The organism is Vibrio sp. Vb2131 (assembly GCF_033338535.1).
Lineage (GTDB): Bacteria > Pseudomonadota > Gammaproteobacteria > Enterobacterales > Vibrionaceae > Vibrio > Vibrio alginolyticus.
Genome location: NZ_JAWOSW010000002.1, coordinates 220,747 through 237,727, shown reverse-complemented (window position 1 = coordinate 237,727; position 16,981 = coordinate 220,747). Strand labels below are relative to the sequence as shown.

The 16,981-nt window shown below is 44.4% G+C and carries 17 protein-coding genes; 10 read left to right on the top strand and 7 right to left on the bottom strand.

Annotated features, from left to right (window positions below; translation table 11 throughout):
• Positions 1-2 precede the first annotated feature (2 nt).
• Together cysS and R7E38_RS03180 are read left to right on the top strand one after the other, a co-directional pair.
• On the top strand, positions 3-1,385 hold the full coding sequence (gene cysS, locus R7E38_RS03185; RefSeq protein WP_005378155.1) for a cysteine--tRNA ligase: 1,383 nt from the start codon (positions 3-5) through the stop codon (positions 1,383-1,385).
• An 87-nt stretch (positions 1,386-1,472) separates the two neighbouring features.
• Positions 1,473-2,051 (top strand): thymidine kinase, encoded by a 579-nt coding sequence (locus R7E38_RS03180; protein WP_064353799.1) that lies wholly within the window; start codon positions 1,473-1,475, stop codon positions 2,049-2,051.
• 60 nt (positions 2,052-2,111) lie between these two features.
• On the opposite strand, the gene R7E38_RS03175 is transcribed toward R7E38_RS03180, so the two are convergent.
• The 3 genes from R7E38_RS03175 to R7E38_RS03165 are packed head-to-tail and all read right to left on the bottom strand — an operon-like array spanning position 2,112 to position 4,471.
• Positions 2,112-2,750, bottom strand: coding sequence for a YdcF family protein (locus R7E38_RS03175; protein ID WP_213968603.1), 639 nt, complete (start codon positions 2,748-2,750; stop codon positions 2,112-2,114).
• Complete coding sequence (locus R7E38_RS03170; RefSeq protein WP_182038176.1) at positions 2,747-3,574, bottom strand: NAD-dependent epimerase/dehydratase family protein; 828 nt, start codon at positions 3,572-3,574, stop codon at positions 2,747-2,749. The genes R7E38_RS03175 and R7E38_RS03170 overlap by 4 nt, the downstream gene beginning before the upstream one ends.
• An 18-nt stretch (positions 3,575-3,592) precedes the next feature.
• The gene (locus tag R7E38_RS03165) at positions 3,593-4,471 is read right to left on the bottom strand and encodes a LysR family transcriptional regulator (protein ID WP_005378151.1); all 879 of its coding nucleotides are present in this window, start codon (positions 4,469-4,471) and stop codon (positions 3,593-3,595) included.
• Positions 4,472-4,560: 89 nt separating this feature from the next.
• Between R7E38_RS03165 and R7E38_RS03160 the strand changes: the two genes are divergently transcribed.
• On the top strand, positions 4,561-5,007 hold the full coding sequence (locus tag R7E38_RS03160; RefSeq protein WP_182038174.1) for a PACE efflux transporter: 447 nt from the start codon (positions 4,561-4,563) through the stop codon (positions 5,005-5,007).
• 43 nt (positions 5,008-5,050) lie between these two features.
• Here the strand turns inward: R7E38_RS03160 and R7E38_RS03155 are convergent, their stop codons facing one another.
• Positions 5,051-5,284 carry a TIGR02647 family protein gene (locus tag R7E38_RS03155; protein ID WP_005378148.1) on the bottom strand — a complete coding sequence of 78 codons (234 nt, stop codon included), beginning with the start codon at positions 5,282-5,284 and terminating at the stop codon, positions 5,051-5,053.
• A 299-nt stretch (positions 5,285-5,583) separates the two neighbouring features.
• On the opposite strand from R7E38_RS03155, the gene focA reads away from it, so the two are divergent.
• Positions 5,584-6,444 (top strand): formate transporter FocA, encoded by an 861-nt coding sequence (gene focA, locus R7E38_RS03150; protein ID WP_005378146.1) that lies wholly within the window; start codon positions 5,584-5,586, stop codon positions 6,442-6,444.
• 85 nt (positions 6,445-6,529) lie between these two features.
• Here focA and R7E38_RS03145 read toward each other — a convergent pair whose 3' ends face one another.
• Both R7E38_RS03145 and R7E38_RS03140 read right to left on the bottom strand, forming a co-directional pair.
• Positions 6,530-6,667: a hypothetical protein gene (locus R7E38_RS03145; protein ID WP_005378145.1), complete on the bottom strand. Its 138-nt coding sequence runs from the start codon at positions 6,665-6,667 to the stop codon at positions 6,530-6,532.
• Between the two features lie 354 nt (positions 6,668-7,021).
• Complete coding sequence (locus tag R7E38_RS03140; RefSeq protein WP_017634681.1) at positions 7,022-7,834, bottom strand: ABC transporter permease; 813 nt, start codon at positions 7,832-7,834, stop codon at positions 7,022-7,024.
• Positions 7,835-8,296: 462 nt separating this feature from the next.
• Between R7E38_RS03140 and torE the strand changes: the two genes are divergently transcribed.
• From torE to R7E38_RS03120, 4 genes are all read left to right on the top strand, one after another.
• A complete protein-coding gene (torE, locus tag R7E38_RS03135) occupies positions 8,297-8,476 on the top strand; it encodes a trimethylamine N-oxide reductase system protein TorE (RefSeq protein ID WP_005378141.1) in 180 nt (59 codons plus the stop codon).
• 50 nt (positions 8,477-8,526) lie between these two features.
• Positions 8,527-9,711, top strand: coding sequence for a pentaheme c-type cytochrome TorC (gene torC / locus R7E38_RS03130; protein ID WP_033905099.1), 1,185 nt, complete (start codon positions 8,527-8,529; stop codon positions 9,709-9,711).
• A 26-nt stretch (positions 9,712-9,737) separates the two neighbouring features.
• Positions 9,738-12,200 carry a trimethylamine-N-oxide reductase TorA gene (torA, locus tag R7E38_RS03125; protein ID WP_005378138.1) on the top strand — a complete coding sequence of 821 codons (2,463 nt, stop codon included), beginning with the start codon at positions 9,738-9,740 and terminating at the stop codon, positions 12,198-12,200.
• 198 nt (positions 12,201-12,398) lie between these two features.
• Complete coding sequence (locus R7E38_RS03120) at positions 12,399-14,138, top strand: glycoside hydrolase family 36 protein (protein ID WP_213915701.1); 1,740 nt, start codon at positions 12,399-12,401, stop codon at positions 14,136-14,138.
• 77 nt (positions 14,139-14,215) lie between these two features.
• Here R7E38_RS03120 and R7E38_RS03115 read toward each other — a convergent pair whose 3' ends face one another.
• The gene (locus R7E38_RS03115; RefSeq protein ID WP_171344588.1) at positions 14,216-15,430 is read right to left on the bottom strand and encodes a putative manganese transporter; all 1,215 of its coding nucleotides are present in this window, start codon (positions 15,428-15,430) and stop codon (positions 14,216-14,218) included.
• A 186-nt stretch (positions 15,431-15,616) separates the two neighbouring features.
• On the opposite strand from R7E38_RS03115, the gene R7E38_RS03110 reads away from it, so the two are divergent.
• Positions 15,617-16,522 carry a manganese-dependent inorganic pyrophosphatase gene (locus tag R7E38_RS03110; protein ID WP_017634678.1) on the top strand — a complete coding sequence of 302 codons (906 nt, stop codon included), beginning with the start codon at positions 15,617-15,619 and terminating at the stop codon, positions 16,520-16,522.
• Positions 16,523-16,590: 68 nt separating this feature from the next.
• Positions 16,591-16,980: a DUF2750 domain-containing protein gene (locus tag R7E38_RS03105; RefSeq protein WP_005378129.1), complete on the top strand. Its 390-nt coding sequence runs from the start codon at positions 16,591-16,593 to the stop codon at positions 16,978-16,980.
• Position 16,981 lies beyond the last annotated feature (1 nt).

The window sequence follows — 16,981 nt, the reverse complement described above, 5'->3', positions numbered from 1 at the left end:
TCATGTTAAAGATATATAACACACTCACAAGACAGAAAGAGGAATTCAAACCAATTACAGCTGGCAAAGTCGGTATGTATGTCTGTGGAGTTACCATCTACGATCTCTGTCACATTGGTCACGGTCGTACTTTCGTCTCTTTTGACGTTGTATCACGTTACCTTCGCTACTTGGGCTATGATCTGACGTTTGTACGTAACATCACAGATATCGACGATAAGATCATCAAACGTGCCGCAGAAAATGGTGAGTCTTGCGATTCATTGACTGAGCGTTTGATTGGTGAAATGCACGCTGATTTTGATGCTCTGAACATGAAACGTCCGGACGTTGAACCTCGTGCGACACAGTTTATTGCTGAAATCATCGAATTGGTTGAGAAGCTAATCGAGCGCGGTTTTGCATACGTTGCAGATAACGGTGACGTAATGTTTGAAGTGGGTAAGTTCAACGAATACGGCAAGCTTTCTAAGCAAGACCTTGATCAGCTTCAAGCTGGCGCGCGCGTTGATATCGAAACAGCAAAACGCAGCCCTCTAGACTTTGTACTTTGGAAGATGTCTAAGCCGGGTGAACCAACGTGGGAGTCACCATGGGGTCCTGGTCGTCCAGGTTGGCACATTGAGTGTTCAGCAATGAACTCTTCAATCCTAGGTAACCACTTCGACATTCACGGCGGCGGTTCTGACCTTCAGTTCCCACACCATGAAAATGAAATCGCGCAATCATGCTGTGCACACGATACACAATACGTGAACACATGGATGCACAGCGGCATGGTAATGGTAGACCGTGAGAAGATGTCTAAATCTCTAGGTAACTTCTTTACTATCCGTGACGTTCTTGGTCACTACGATGCTGAAACAGTGCGTTACTTCCTAATGTCTGGTCACTACCGTAGCCAGTTAAACTACAGCGAAGATAACCTAAACCAAGCACGTGCTTCGCTTGAGCGCCTGTACACATCTCTACGTGGTTTAGACCTAAACGCGGCGCCTGCTGGTGGTGAAGAATACGTATCTCGCTTCACTGCAGCGATGAACGATGACTTCAACACACCAGAAGCGTACTCAGTTCTGTTCGACATGGCGCGCGAAGTTAACCGCCTGAAGACAGAAAACCTAGAGAAAGCGAGCGAACTCGGTGCGCTAATGCGTGAACTAGCTGACGTGATCGGTATTCTTCACCAAGATCCTGAAGCCTTCCTAAAAGGTGATGCGGGTAACGATGATGAAGTGGCTGAAATCGAAGCTCTGATCAAGCTGCGTAATGATTCTCGCGCTGCGAAAGATTGGGCGAATGCAGATATGGCTCGTGACAAGCTGACCGAAATGGGCATTGTTCTGGAAGATGGTCCAGAAGGCACAACGTGGCGTCGTAAGTAATTGAATTTTCATTTTTAAAGGGCTGATAATTCAGCCCTTTTATTTTCCATTTCCATAAATTAAAACTTTAACTTTAGGTAATGCTCTGTGGCTCAGATGTATTTCTATTACTCAGCAATGAATGCGGGTAAATCAACAACGCTTCTTCAATCCTCTTTCAACTATCAAGAACGCGGCATGACGCCAGTTATTTTTACGGCTGCGCTAGATGATCGTTTTGGTGTCGGTAAAGTGAGCTCTCGTATTGGTCTTCAATCTGACGCACATTTATTTCGTCAGGATACCAATTTGTATCAAGAGATCGCAGGTCTGAATGAGGTTGAAAAACGTCACTGTATTCTTGTTGATGAGTGTCAGTTCTTGTCGAAAGAACAAGTTTATCAACTTACTGAAGTCGTTGATAAGTTGCATATTCCAGTATTGTGTTACGGCCTTCGCACCGATTTTCTAGGCGAACTTTTTGAAGGCAGTAAGTATCTATTATCTTGGGCAGACAAGCTGGTTGAGCTCAAAACAATCTGCCATTGTGGCCGCAAAGCGAATATGGTTATTCGTACCGATGAACACGGCGTGGCAATTAAAGAAGGCGATCAAGTTGCGATCGGCGGTAACGATAAGTATGTCTCCGTATGCCGCCAACATTACAAAGAAGCGCTCGGTAAATAAGCCGTATTGATACAGAAAAGCCACCGTACTTGGTGGCTTTTTGTTGTCGGTTAGAAAAAGCTAGCCTAAGTCAAAACCAAACCGCTCGAGTAAAACCTGGTAAGAAGATTCAACTTGATGAGGGATGTTCTGCTTGGTTTGAAATCCTTTCTCTGGATAGCTTTTTACGCGAGAGAAATCTTCCATTAGTGCTTCTAGCACCATCATTAATGGCATGTCTTCATTAATGTATTCAAAAAATGGAAGAGCCGCAGAGCTTACTTGGAGCTGAGTGTAGGGTGACTGCCACTGTTTTTCAAATGTCGCGATTGCTCTACGCTCCATAAACGGTTTTTGTACCAGAATAAACGAGGAACACTGTTTTCCTTCCTCTTTTAATCGTTGCTCAGTAAAGCGAACATTTTCTCCACTGTTTGTGGATTCAGTTTCGAGCAAAATTGCTTCACTTGGAACGCCCGACATCTTTGCAATCTCGGCAAAGGTTTCTGCTTCGCTTTTTTCAAACAGTCCATCTGTGAAGCGACCTTCACCCCCTGAAAATACAATCAAAGGTGCCAACTTTTGGTGGTAGAGCTTGGCAGCGTGCTCCGCTACACGCACATCATTACTGCACATCACAAACAAACAGTCCGCAGGCTTCAGTTTATGTTTGAGTTGCATGTAATCCCAAAGCGTTTCTATATGTCTATAGAGTCTCATAGCGCATCCAAAGTTGAATTGAAGTGAAATCGATAACCAAGTGAGAGTAGTTTGTCAGCAAGAATACGCTTGTCAGCTTGCTCTGTGACGGGTGGAAGAGGTATCTCACTTCCGATTTTGTTTATGGCAGCTTGGTAGAACTCAGCCTTGCTGACAGTATGAGGTGTCGTAACGTTAATGACTTGGTTGCTTAAATTGCCTAAGGCAAATTTCGCAGCCGAGACAGCATCATCTTGATGAAGCATATTAGCTGGTGCTTTACGACTAACTTGTTGAAGCCTTGCTGCAAAGCGAGATGGGTGTCTATCTGGCCCGATTAATCCGCTACAACGCAGAATAACAAAGCTAATATTCGAGTCGATAACATGCTGCTCTGCTTGAAGCATAATACGTGCATTGTCAGAGAAATAAGGGCTTTCGGCTGCTAAAGAGAGTGACGCGTCAGCTTCTTCCATATCGGAAGCAAGGTTAGGGTAAACCGTGGTAGAGCTGATCATGAGAAGTTTTTCAACGTTGTTTTGCTTAGCTGCGTTGGCAAGTATTTGCCATTGCTGGGCATATTCTTGACCGCGTCCTTTACGAAATCCTGGAGGAAAAGCACCGATAACGTGCGTAATTTGATGCTGTTTGAGCAGCTCATCTAGCCGTGCTGTGGCGTTCAATTGATTGAAATCGAACAATACGGAGTGAGTTAATGAGGTGGGTAACTCTTTTAATCGAGTTTGGCTACGACGAGTGACGACAACATAGTGTCCATCTTTCATCAATGTTTCTGCTAGCGGAGTTCCGAGCCAGCCTGCACCTACGATCAATGTATTTGCCATTTGGGTCTTCCTACTTACTTATGTCTGCCCGAATAGGTTGAGCAGTTCTGCTTTAGCTTGTTGATGGAGGGGATCTGAATGCCATTTCTGGTGCTGAATAAGGTCAACATTGACTTGCCAAGCCAGTTTTGTGAAATCATCCCCAACCTTTTTTAATGTATTAGGTGAATACGCGACTAAATGCTGTGGTAGAAAGCACCAACCAAACCCTTTATTCGCCAATTCCAACAAAATATAGTAGTTATCAGCGTACCAGATATCTGGGCTAAATGCTTGATTGAGACCACATGGCTCTGCACTTTTGGATCGTATGACCAATTGACGATGTTGTTTTAGTTGATCAATGTGAGTGATTTGCTGCTTTGCTAAAGGATGTGTTGAAGAGACATAGACATCAAATGCAATATTGCCAAGATTGGTGAAATCGATGTGCCTTGGCATTTGTAAATCACTCAAAATAATCCCAGTCGTGGCGCGTTCCGACTTAACCAATTCAATGATATCAGGGCTTGATGCCGTTAAGCATTCAACTTGTAAGTGTGGAAAGCGTTGCTCTAACTTCTTTAGCACATCCGGCAAGCGAGTCAGAGGAATCCCTTCATCAATAGCTAAGACTAATTTGTTCGTTGGCGTGGAAAAGAGCTGCGATGCCCTATTGTTTAGGCGGTCGAGTTGGCTGATTGTTGCTTGTGCATAGGGTACGAGAGCGAGGCCATTCTCAGTTAATTTAGGGTACCTGCCTGATCGATCGAAAAGCTCAACGCCACAGTCGATCTCCATATTCATGATGTGCTGGCTCACTACAGATTGAGCTCGCCCCAGTTTTCTAGCTGCTCCTGAAAATGATCCTGCTTCTGATGTAGCAATGAAAGCTTGCAGTTGTTCGATGGTAAACATATCGCTTAAACCGATGGTATCTAACTTTTGGTTATCTAAATAATAGATAAAATTCTAAGCATTGAGTAGAACTATTTGGACAGAGAAATATGACTCGTAACGAACGAATTTTTCATGCAGTACTTTTTGAGTTAATCGCACTCGCGATTGTTGTACCAGCGGCTTCATTGATCACTGGAAAGGGCTCTAGTGATCTCGCGTTGGTTGGGGTCGGGTTGAGCATGTATACCGTGATATGGAACTACATCTACAACTTGTACTTTGATAAGTGGTTTGGTGACAATCGAGCTGAGCGAAGTTTAGCTATGCGGCTTGGACACACTATTGGTTTCGAGGGAGGATTGATCTTTATCTCTCTACCTGTGATTGCCTGGTTCTTAGAAATTACGCTTCTTCAAGCTCTAATGCTGGAAGCCGGCTTCCTCGTTTTCTTCCTATTTTATGCCACTGGTTTTAACTGGTTGTATGACAAGGTTCAACCATTTAGCAAAATGAAAAAGCGATTATTGCCACAGGCATCGACAGGAAAAATATAGGACTAAAAAACGCCACCGAGTTCGGTGGCGTTTTTTGTTCAAATTACACAGACAGAACTCTCAAAATCTTATCTGCATGTTCTGCAACTTCAATGCCTTCGTCTGTTAGATAACCACCGTCAGGCTGTGTACAAAGTTGCTTCTCATATAGACGAGCAACGGCTGCCTGCATTTCTTCTGACGCGTCTGTATGAACTTTAATACCAGTTGCAGCACTACTTAGGTCGAACTGAAGAAGTAGATTCAATTCGGCGATATGTTCAGCTGAATATTTCATAAATGATTCCTTTGCGCTTTTTTTACCAAGCTAGTCTGAAAAGTAGCGTTGGGCAACATTCAACGACAAGAAGTGTTAAGTATGGCGCTATCAGACTGATATAACGCAGGATCTTTGTTCGAAAGGCCGAATACTTGTTAAGTATCAATGATACTTAAGGTAGCGAATGATAGGCGCTATTTATTGCTTGATCTCCCAATAACAACGATTTTAGTAAACACGCCAAATAGCACTTGAAAAAATAGGGAAATAGAGCGATTATCCGCGCCTCTTTAAATGTTTCTAAATGTTACACCAGAATGAACTTTAATCAGTTTGACTCACTATTACCGCCACAAGCTGCGGAACGCGCGGCTGAAGTGGGGGTAGGCAAAGCAACGAAAGCTCCAATCAAATCTTTTCTGCTCGCCATTTCTGCGGGGCTTCATATTGGTATTGCTTTCATCTTCTATACCACAGTAACGACAGGCGCAGGCGAGCTGCCTTGGGGCATTACACGACTCATTGGTGGTCTGGCATTTAGCCTTGGTTTGATTTTGGTGGTGGTTACTGGCGGCGAGCTTTTCACTAGCTCTGTGCTAACACTAGTTGCGCGTGCGAGTGGAAAAATCTCTTGGCAAGCACTTATCAAAAACTGGTTGGTGGTTTACTTTGGCAATATGGTTGGGGCCATTTTGCTCGTGGCCTGTATGCTAGTTACCAAGCAATATATGTTTGATCATGGCCAAGTTGGTCTTAACGCGATGGCGATCTCCCAACACAAATTACATCATGGTTTCTTTGCTGCTGTTGCGCTTGGCATTATGTGTAACGTATTAGTTTGTATTGCAGTTTGGATGACGTTTAGTGGGCGAACATTGACAGATAAAATAGCGGTCATGATTTTGCCTGTGGCTATGTTCGTGTCGGCAGGTTTTGAGCACTGTATTGCGAACATGTTCCAAGTACCTATGGCGATTGGTATTAAGTACTTTGCGCCAGAAGCGTTTTGGCAAATGACAGGGGCAGATATTGCAAACTACGCGGACTTAAACATGATGGGGTTCATCGTAAACAACCTAATTCCTGTTACGATAGGAAACATTATTGGTGGTGGCGTATTTGTTGGCATGTGGTATTGGATGATTTATCTACGCGATGAAGATAACCATTTGCGATAAGTTTAGAAGATCACAAGAAAGGCGAACCAGATGGTTCGCCTTTCTTTTTATTTGTCTCTGCAAATGTCAAATAAGTCGAGTCATGCTAAATCAACTCTTCGTTGATGCCAAAATCGGTTGGGAGCCAATGAGAAGTTACTTCCTTTGGTTCTTGAACGAGCCAATCCAGAGGTGCATCGGACAGGAGTTCATCGTAATTTTCTTTGATCATTAAGACATCCATGTACGTCTCTCCAAGTTTGTGGTCACTGCCTTTACTATAAAATTAGAACATGTCAGTCACGTGATCAATGCATGACGATTCGATTGATCACTTATGTTGCTATGTTTCTGGTTGCGTATGGGTTTTGGGGGCTTATCCACATTTTCTGTGGATAACCTGTATCAAAGGTCGTGCGTATCTAAACTTGCAAAGAAAATTTCATAAAATTAGAGGCTTATATCAAAAAGAATTCTGCCTGACTTTTCATCTGAAAGCGTCTTGATGAGTGCTCGAAGAATAGTTGAGTTATTCAGTTATAAGTACGTTCGACTTGGCACCATAAGTTGTTTAACGGGCTTTACCCACAAGCGCCAACTAACCGTGAGTTTTGGTCGATTCGGGTTGCTCGATTTTTATCTTGATTCGGCCTTCTTTGGTTTGTACCCAGCGCAATGTCATTTCTAACGTTATGGTTACGGAGGCACTCAACATGACGAAAATAGCCAGCATAATTACTAACTGGTATTTAATCGCAACCATCGGGCTCGCGCCACCTAGAATTTGACCGGTCATCATACCCGGTAAGGTAACCAGTCCTGTAGTGGCCATAGAAGCTAAAGTCGGGGCAAGGGACTTTCTAAGAGCCTCTTGAATGAAGGGGAAGGATGCGTAGCGAGGAGAGGCTCCAAGTGAGATTGCAGCCTCATATTCTGCTTGTCTCTGCTCAAAAGCCGTAAACAAATTCTGAAGAGCGATGATATTACTACTCAAGCTGTTACCCAATAACATACCAGCAAGTGGGATCATGTACTGCGCATTGTAAATAGGGGATGGTTGCACTAGGCCTGCTGTAATTGCTATCAGAAGTGGTATTAGACCACAGGTAAGGCCCGTTAGTAGCGGAAGCATAAGTGGCTTTTTAGGTAAGTGAGCTTTTCCCGCAATTGAGCTGGCACCAATCAGTAGCATGATGGCAAGCCAAAGTATATTGACAAGTAAGCTGTTTAATTGAAAAAGATATTCTAAATACACGCCAATCAATATGAGCTGAAGTGTCATTCGGATAACACTGATTATGGTGTCTTTTGCTATCCCTAATTTGTAGCGGGCATTGATAAAGAAGGGGACCAATAAAATCAAACCAAACAGTGCCAGTTTGACCCAGCTTATATCCACCACGTTATCCATAATCGCTCCTTGAAAATACGCGAATAATTGTATCTAAGCCTCCCCTTTATATGAACCACTATGTGCACTTTTTGCTGTTCTTAAAGTAAACCTTGAGTGCTATTTTAGACATTAATACGCAGCATTCTGTTTACAAGTGGATATCTTTTTCGGAGTTTTTAAGTCGATTTATGGCATGGTAATTACGATTTAAATGTGATCGATGTTTCTTAAATGTTGGTTATTTAACAACTCCTTAAAAGACTTATTTTGTCACATCTGTTCATGTTTTTTAATAAATAACATCAATCCATCATATCTCTGGATGAGCTCAAAAAAGTGTTGAATTACAAGGTCTGAGGTCGCTTATTTGATTGAACCCTACTATTAGTATGGTCTAACATTTTCCATTAGAGATTGTAAAAAACTTAAGCTTGGTTACGCGGGCTTTTCAATAACACTAGATACAAAATAGGCAAATGTATGAGTGATGTTAATAAAATTGAGAGTGGTGAAAAACGCTCCCTGGAGTGGAAGTCGTTCCTCTTCATTGCAGTTGTTCTCTTCCCAATTCTGAGTGTGGCCTTTGTTGGCGGCTACGGGTTCATCGTTTGGATGTTGCAAGTCTTCTTCTTTGGGCCTCCAGGCGCGCACGGCATGTAAGCCAGTGAGCTCATAACCACACTTTTGAAAAGATTTTAAGAGAGCAAATAATGAAATCATTAATCATTAAACTGTGGCGTACCATGACGCGCCCAGCTGTACATATCAGCCTAGGTGTGCTGACTATGGGCGGCTTTATTGCTGGTGTTATCTTTTGGGGTGGCTTTAACACCGCTCTAGAAGCAACCAACACAGAAGAATTCTGTATTAGTTGTCACACAATGCGTGACAACGTGTACGTTGAGCTACAAGAAACGGTGCACTGGAAAAACCACTCTGGTGTTCGTGCTACCTGTCCTGATTGTCACGTTCCACATAACTGGACAGATAAGATCGCTCGTAAGATGCAAGCTTCTAAAGAAGTATTTGCACAAGTATTTGGCAACTACGACGAACCGGGTGTGTTCGAAGAGCGTCGTATCGAACTTGCTAAACACGAATGGGATCGTTTCTCGGCAAACAAATCTCTGGAGTGTAAAAACTGTCACAACTACGAATCGATGGATTTCGAGCAAATGTCTCCTACGGCTCGTATCCAAATGAAGCAAGCCGCTGAGAAAGATCAAAGCTGTGTTGACTGTCACAAGGGTATTGCGCACAACCTACCAGCAGGCATGGACAGCATTGGCGGTATCGTGGGTGATCTAGAGGGTATGACTTCTAACACAGATTACGGCGTTGGTCAGCAACTCGTGAGCGTTCGTCACCTACCAATTTACTTTGATGCGCAAGGCAGTAAAGAAGCTGGTCTTCTTAATCCAGCATCGACCGTTAAAGTTCTTGAAGACAAAGGCGAGTTTGTTGAGATCGAAATTGACGGTTGGCGCAAAGCAAAAGGTTTTGGTCGTGTAATTCAAGAAGACTTCGGTAAGAACATTGCGACTGCGTCTCTGATGAAAGAAGCAGCAACAGACAGCAGCATTGTGACGACTGGTGAGAAAAAAGTGGATGAGTTAACAGGCCTTCCTTGGGAAAAAGTAGCGGCGAAAGTATGGATTAAGAAAGAGTCTATGCTGAACGACATCAATCCTGTTTGGGAAAAATCTCGTGAAGCCTACAAGACCAATTGTTCTGTATGTCACACTCAACCTGCGGAAGCGCACTTCGACGCGAACACCTGGCCAGGTATGTTCGACGGTATGTTGGCGTTCGTTAACCTAGATACAGACAGTGAAGCACTGATCTTGAAGTATCTACAGAAACACTCTTCAGATTATGCTGAAGGTCACCACTAATAAGCGTCGGATTGGAGTAATTTTAAATGGCTATTACACGAAGAAGTTTTCTTAAAGGTGTAGCAACCACAAGTGCAGCGTCAGTAATTGGTCCTAGCTTATTGGCGTCCGCCTCTGCAAATGCCGTTGAGACGACAGGTACTTGGAAAGTAACCGGTTCTCACTGGGGCGCGTTCCGCGCCCACATCTACGCGGGTAAAGTTCAAGAGATCAAGCCGCTAGAGCTAGACAAAAACCCAACAGAAATGTTGAACGGCATTAAGGGTATTATCTACAGCCCTTCACGTGTTCGTTACCCAATGGTTCGTCTAGATTGGTTGAAGAAACATAAATACAGCGCAGATACTCGCGGTAACAACCGTTTCATCCGAGTAACTTGGGATGAAGCGCTAGATTTGTTTTATCGCGAACTAGAACGTATTCAAAAAGACTACGGCCCATGGGCGCTGCATGCAGGTCAAACAGGTTGGAACCAAACGGGTTCATTTAACAACTGTACTGCGCACATGCAACGTGCAGTAGGTATGCATGGCAACTTCATCACTAAAGTAGGTGACTACTCGACGGGTGCAGGTCAAACCATTATGCCGTACGTGCTAGGCTCAACCGAAGTTTATGCACAAGGTACGTCTTGGTCTGAGATCCTAGAAAACTCTGACAACATCGTTCTTTGGGCTAACGACCCAGTGAAAAACCTTCAAGTAGGTTGGAACTGTGAAACGCATGAGTCGTTTAAGTACCTTGCACAACTAAAAGAAAAAGTGGCAAAAGGTGAGATCAACGTTCTATCTGTAGACCCAGTGAAGAACAAAACTCAGCGCTACTTAGAGAACGATCACTTGTACATCAACCCGCTGACAGACGTAGCGTTCATGCTCGCTGTGGCACACGTGTTGTACAACGAAAACCTGTACGATAAGAAATTCATTGATACTTACTGTCTAGGCTTTGAAGAGTTCATTCAATACGTTCAAGGTAAGACAAAAGACAAAGTAGAGAAGACGCCCGAATGGGCAGCAGCGATTTGTGGCGTGAAAGCGGACAAGATCCGTGAATTCGCACGCATGCTAGTCAGCGGTCGTACACAGATCCTGATGGGTTGGTGTATCCAGCGTCAAGAGCACGGTGAGCAGCCATACTGGGCAGCGGCTGTGGTTGCTGCAATGGTTGGTCAAATCGGTCTACCTGGCGGTGGTATCTCTTACGGTCACCACTATTCAAGTATCGGTGTGCCTTCTACTGGTTTCGCGGGCCCTGGTGGTTTCCCTCGTAACCTTGACCAAGGTATGAAACCGAAGTGGGACAACAACGACTTTAACGGCTACAGTCGTACTATCCCAGTTGCACGTTGGATCGACTGTCTGCTAGAACCTGGCAAAGAGATCAACTACAACGGCGGTAAAGTGAAACTGCCAGACTTCAAGATGATGGTTATCTCGGGTTGTAACCCATGGCACCACCATCAAGATCGTAACCGCATGAAGAAAGCGTTCCGCAAACTTCAAACGGTTGTAACGATCGAGTTTGCTTGGACTGCGACATGTCGTTTCTCAGATATCGTTCTACCGGCGTGTACGCAATGGGAACGTAACGACATCGACGTATACGGTTCATACTCGAACAAAGGTCTGATTGCGATGCATCGCCTCGTTGATCCATTGTTCCAATCTAAGCCTGATTTCCAAATCATGAGTGAACTTACTCAGCGTTTTGGTCGCCGCGAAGAATACACTCGTGGTATGAGCGAGATGGAATGGATCGAAAGCCTTTACAACGATTGTAAAAAAGCGAACGAAGGTAAGTTCGAAATGCCAGAGTTCAATGAGTTCTGGGAGAAGAGCGTACTAGACTTCGGTGAAGGTAAACCTTGGGTTCGTCATGCGGACTTCCGTAAAGACCCTGAGCTTAACCCACTAGGTACGCCGTCTGGCTTCATCGAGATCACGTCTCGTAAGATCGGCCGTTACGGTTACGAACACTGTCAAGAGCACCCAATGTGGTTCGAAAAATCAGAGCGTTCACACGGTGGTCCTGGTTCAGATAAATACCCATTCTGGTTGCAGTCTTGCCACCCAGATAAGCGTCTTCACTCTCAAATGTGTGAGTCTGAAGAGTTCCGCGCGACTTACGCGGTACAAGGTCGTGAGCCGGTTTACATCAACCCAGCGGATGCCAAAGCAAAAGGCATCAAAGATGGTGATTTGGTACGTGTATTCAACGGTCGTGGTCAGCTGTTAGCTGGTGCTGTTTTGACTGACAGCTACCCACGTGGCGTTATTCGTATCGAAGAAGGTGCATGGTACGGTCCTCTAAACGAGAAAGAGGGCGCAATCTGTACCTACGGTGATCCTAACACGCTAACGCAAGACATCGGTTCTTCTGAGCTTGCACAGGCGACTTCTGCGAACACATGTATCGTAGACTTCGAGAAGTTCACAGGTAAAGTGCCACCAGTCACTTCATTTGGTGGTCCGATCGAAGTTGCTTAATTAGTGCAGTTTGCATAAATCGAAATACCAGCCTCAGGGCTGGTATTTTTTTATCAAAATTTCAGTGAGCGTTGTCTCAATAGTAACTTCATAACGTTAAACGAGACTGGTATTCGTGATGATGGTAACGAATTGGGTGAGACAAGCAGGAGATAATGCGCCAAGCTAAACAATAATAATTAAGTGAGTAGACCCATTATGGCTCAGAGCATTCAATTAGCAAATCACACTGAGATCACTGTGAATAACAATGACTTCCAAGTTGAAGTCGAGGGTAATCAATTACATTTTTCTTTTGCTGGTCTTCACAATAAAACCTTTACCGACCGTGAAGTGTTATTCGAAATGTCGTTTTTGTACGAGCACGAGGCCAACGTAATTGGGGATGGTTTTCAAATGTTGGCGCAAACGGCGGGAACGATCAATCACCCCGTTGATATTGGTCGCTGCCCAGACAATAATCCTTCTTATCGAATCTACCCTAAAGATGCCCCTAAGCGTTATTACAACTATTTAGTGGTGGAAGGTTCAGCGGGCTACACATTATTTGGCTTCACATCATGTCATCGCTTTGCAGGCTATTTTGATGTTGTGCTGCGTGATGGGCATTGGGTTTTATCAGCCGCAATTGATGGTGAGTTGACTCAAGTGGCGGATTGGGAAAGTAATCAACTTGAGTCCGTGGCGGTACTCTGCGGTCAATCACTGTCCGAGCTTTATCAAACCTATGGCGAGATGATTGCTGAGCATCATCCTGTTCGCCAAGGTGTGACACAAGATGCGCCTGTTGGTTGGTGTTCGTGGTACGCGTACTACGCAGACGTGACAGAGCAAAACATCATGCAGAACGTAGATTGTATGCAAGATAAGCTCGAAGACCTAGAGTGGGTACTTCTGGATGATGGTTATCAAGCCTTTATGGGCGATTGGTTAACCCCATCAGATAAGTTTTCTGGTGGCGTAAAAGAGCTCATTCATAACATCCGTGCAAAAGGAAAAAAGCCGGCAATTTGGATGGCGCCTTTCATTGCACAGCCTGAGTCGGAGATCTTCAAACAGCATCCAGAGTGGTTTGTTCGCCACAAGGATGGTGGCTTACTTAAAGCAGAAGATGTCACATACGGTGGTTGGCGATGCACGCCTTGGTACATACTCGATACCTCAAACCCAGAAGTACAAGACCATCTGACGAATGTAGTCTCTGTCATGAGACAAGAGTGGGGCGTTGAGTTGTTCAAGCTAGACGCGAACTATTGGGGCACCTTAAAAGGTGTTCGCAAACAATCTGGTATTACAGGCGTTGAGGCGTATCGCTTAGGAATAGAAGCGATTGCTAAAGGCGCTGGTGATGCGTGGCTTTTAGGTTGCAACGCGCCAATGTGGCCATCTCTGGGACTTGTGGATGCAATGCGTGTTTCTGACGATGTAGAGCGTCATAGTCGTCGATTCGAACAGATAGCCAAAGAAACCTTTTACCGTAGTTGGCAGCACCGAAAACTGTGGCAAATTGACCCGGATTGCGCGACATTCACTTCATTAGCTAATCAAGCCGCATCCAGAGAAGAGTATGAATTTCATCGCACGGTGTTATTAGCTAGTGGTGGTTTGCTGCTGTCTGGTGACCCGCTCCCTGAGATTACACCGTTTGCTAAGAAGACACTGTCTAAGCTCATGTTACGTCAACAACGTAACCAACAATCTGCAAAGTTTACCGCTTTGAGTTTAAATCACGCGTTTTTAAAACTAACGACGAAGAATGACCTCCATTGTTTGTTTAATTATGCGAGTTACGGAGCGATGGAATTTACGCTGACGTCTGATCAACCGGTGGACTGGTATGATTACTGGACAGGGGAAAAGCTAAACCAAGAACCTTGCCAGTTGTTAATGGTGAGCGTGGATAAAGGGCTCAATGCGAAAGCGATCGTTACAGCATAGCGTGAAGTAAATCGCCCAATACCGAGATCAAGAAAGGAGCCTATTGCGGCTCCTTTCTCGTTTTGATGCTCTGGGCGTTAGAACTCGAATAAAAAGTAATACCCGTATCCAACAATAAACGCAGGAATGGACGAATAAATTGTCGCGACCAAAGCAGCTTTCGGTGCCATTGCAATGGCGGGGAATAGGGCGTCACCATCGTTAGAAATCGCATTGGCCAGTTGCGCAGAAAGTGGCGCTGCACCAGAAATGTATAGGCTAGTGACTAAAATTTGCGGTCCGCAACCAGGCAACATACCAATGGCTAGGCCAGCTAATGGCATCCAAATTCCCCAATGAGAAAAGGTTTCTACAAGGTCGAGTCCAGAAAAATAGGTTGTCAGCTCAAACGCCAGAAAAGCAACGATCACCCAAGCACTGACGAAATTCGTATCTTGTGCTGCTTTTTGAATCGGATGTGAGTCCACGATTTTTTCATCTTCAGAGACCGTTGACTGATAATCGCCGAGCTCTTTTGTCATCGCCCATAATGACATTGTGATCACCGCGAAGATAGCGCCTAGCCATTCAATGGTATTGGTCTGCAAAGACAACAGCTGATTAATATCTATTTGGAAAGACATTAACACAGCAACGACACTAGCAGGCACAATAAGCCATTTCCAAAATGCGCCTTGTAGATTGATTGCACGTTGTTCAAGGGGTGTGTGTCGGTCTGTCTGGTGTTGGCAACAAGCATGTGTCTGAGGTGCTTCTTTTGGTTCTGGTCGCAGAAAGTTATCAGCATGAAAAGCATTAACGACTAACCCTGAAAGAGTACCCACGATAATGCCTAATCCAACCACGCCTAATCCAACACTTGGCTTGGCGGCCAGAAGTAAAAAGGCAGCGTCACCCATTGTTGAAGTAAGTACCGCGACAATCGCACCAAATCCCACTCGGCCACTAATAAATTGCGTTGTCACAACAATAGCGCCACCACAGCCAGGCAAAGCACCCAATAAAGAAGCAAAGAAAACCTGATGATTACGCGAGCGATGATATAGCTCGGTAATTCGATTGGTTTTCGACATAAAGTTTGAAAGATAATGATAAATAGCCAATGTGGCAGCAACATAGCATGACACTGCCCAGAATGAGTCGGATAGCGTCTGTACGGCTACGTCACGTGTATTTTCATTGCCTAGCAAAATGAGCATGACGATAGGGATCAGCAATCGCTTATAAGCTAAACGAAACTGAGTAGGCTGAAACAACTGTTGTGCAGAGTGTAATAATTGGGTCGCGTTCATCGTTTACTCAAATGCAAATAGGAATAATTATCATTATATGTAAATGAGATTTATTCGCAATAGCATTGTGAACTTTTCTTCGTGTCAAACTCTCTGAAATCAGGTAAAGTATCGGCCTTTGTGAGCAAACACGCCCTAATTAACTGTATTAGGCGGCGTATAAAATTGACTTGAATAGGAAGAAACATGATTCTAGTTGTAGGTCATAAGAACCCAGACAGTGACAGTATTTGTAGTGCACTCGTTGCAACTGAACTTCTAAAAGCGCGTGGCGTTGAAGCTATGCCAATTCGCCAAGGCGAAATCAACCGTGAAACTCAGCACATCCTAGAAGTTGCTGGCGCTGAAGTTCCTGAGCTTCGCACATCAGTTGCGGGTGAGACCGTTTGGCTAGTAGATTACTCAGATCTAGCACAAGCACCAGACGATATCGCAGAAGCTGAAATTGCGGGTATTGTTGACCACCACCGCCTAGGTGACGTGATGACAGTAAACCCAATGGAAGCATGGATCTGGCCTGTTGGTTGTACCAACACTGTTCTATTCAACATGTTCAAGATTGAAGGTCACGCGATTACTCCACAAATTGCTAAGCTAATGATGTCAGCAATTCTATCTGACACAGTAGGTTTTGCTTCTCCAACTTGTACACAAAAAGACAAAGATGCCGTTGCTGAACTAGCGGCAATCGCAGACGTACAAGATGTTGACGCGTTCACTAAAGATCTTCTAATTGCTAAAACAAACATCGAAGGTCTATCAGCGGCTGAGCTTGTTGAGAAAGACCTTAAAGGTTACCCATTCAACGGTCGTGACGTAGTGGTTGGTCAGGTTGAACTTGCAACTCTTGAGCAAGTTGACGGTATGATCGAAGCACTAGAAGCAGACCTAGAATCTCGTTGTGAGAAAGATAACCTAGCGTTCGCTGCTGTAATGCTAACAGACATCACGACTGCTCAAACTCGTCTTCTATACAAAGGTGAGTGGGCTGAGAAGCTTGTTAAGCACGAAAAAGACGGCATGCTAATGATGGAAAACACGCTAAGCCGTAAGAAGCAAGGTTGGCCTTGGCTTCAAACTGAGCTAGCTTAATTTTCTAGCATATACTTTAAATGCCCGCCTAGCTGCGGGCATTTTTCTATGGGAAATAGGAGACGAATATGTCTGAGCAACTGACCCAAGAGCAGATGGATACCATTAATCGCTACAACGAAGAGCAACGTTTAAAGTACTGCGTAAAAGAGATTGTGGCGAATCGTAAGGTTTGGATTCTGAAAGACGAACATGGCTGTGTCATGTTAAATACAGAAGATGATGATTGTGTACCAGTATGGCCAAACGAAGAATTTGCTTTGCAATGGGCGAATGGTGATTGGGAAGATTGCGAGCCTGAGGCGATCTCTTTAAACAAGTGGCACAGCCGTTGGACCTCTGGTCTAGAGGATGACGAGCTATCGATTGTTGTATTCCCAAATCAAAATGAAGAAGGGGTCGTATTGTTTCCTGACGAGTTTGATTTTGAACTGCGCAAACAAGCGAGCCGCCGTTAGT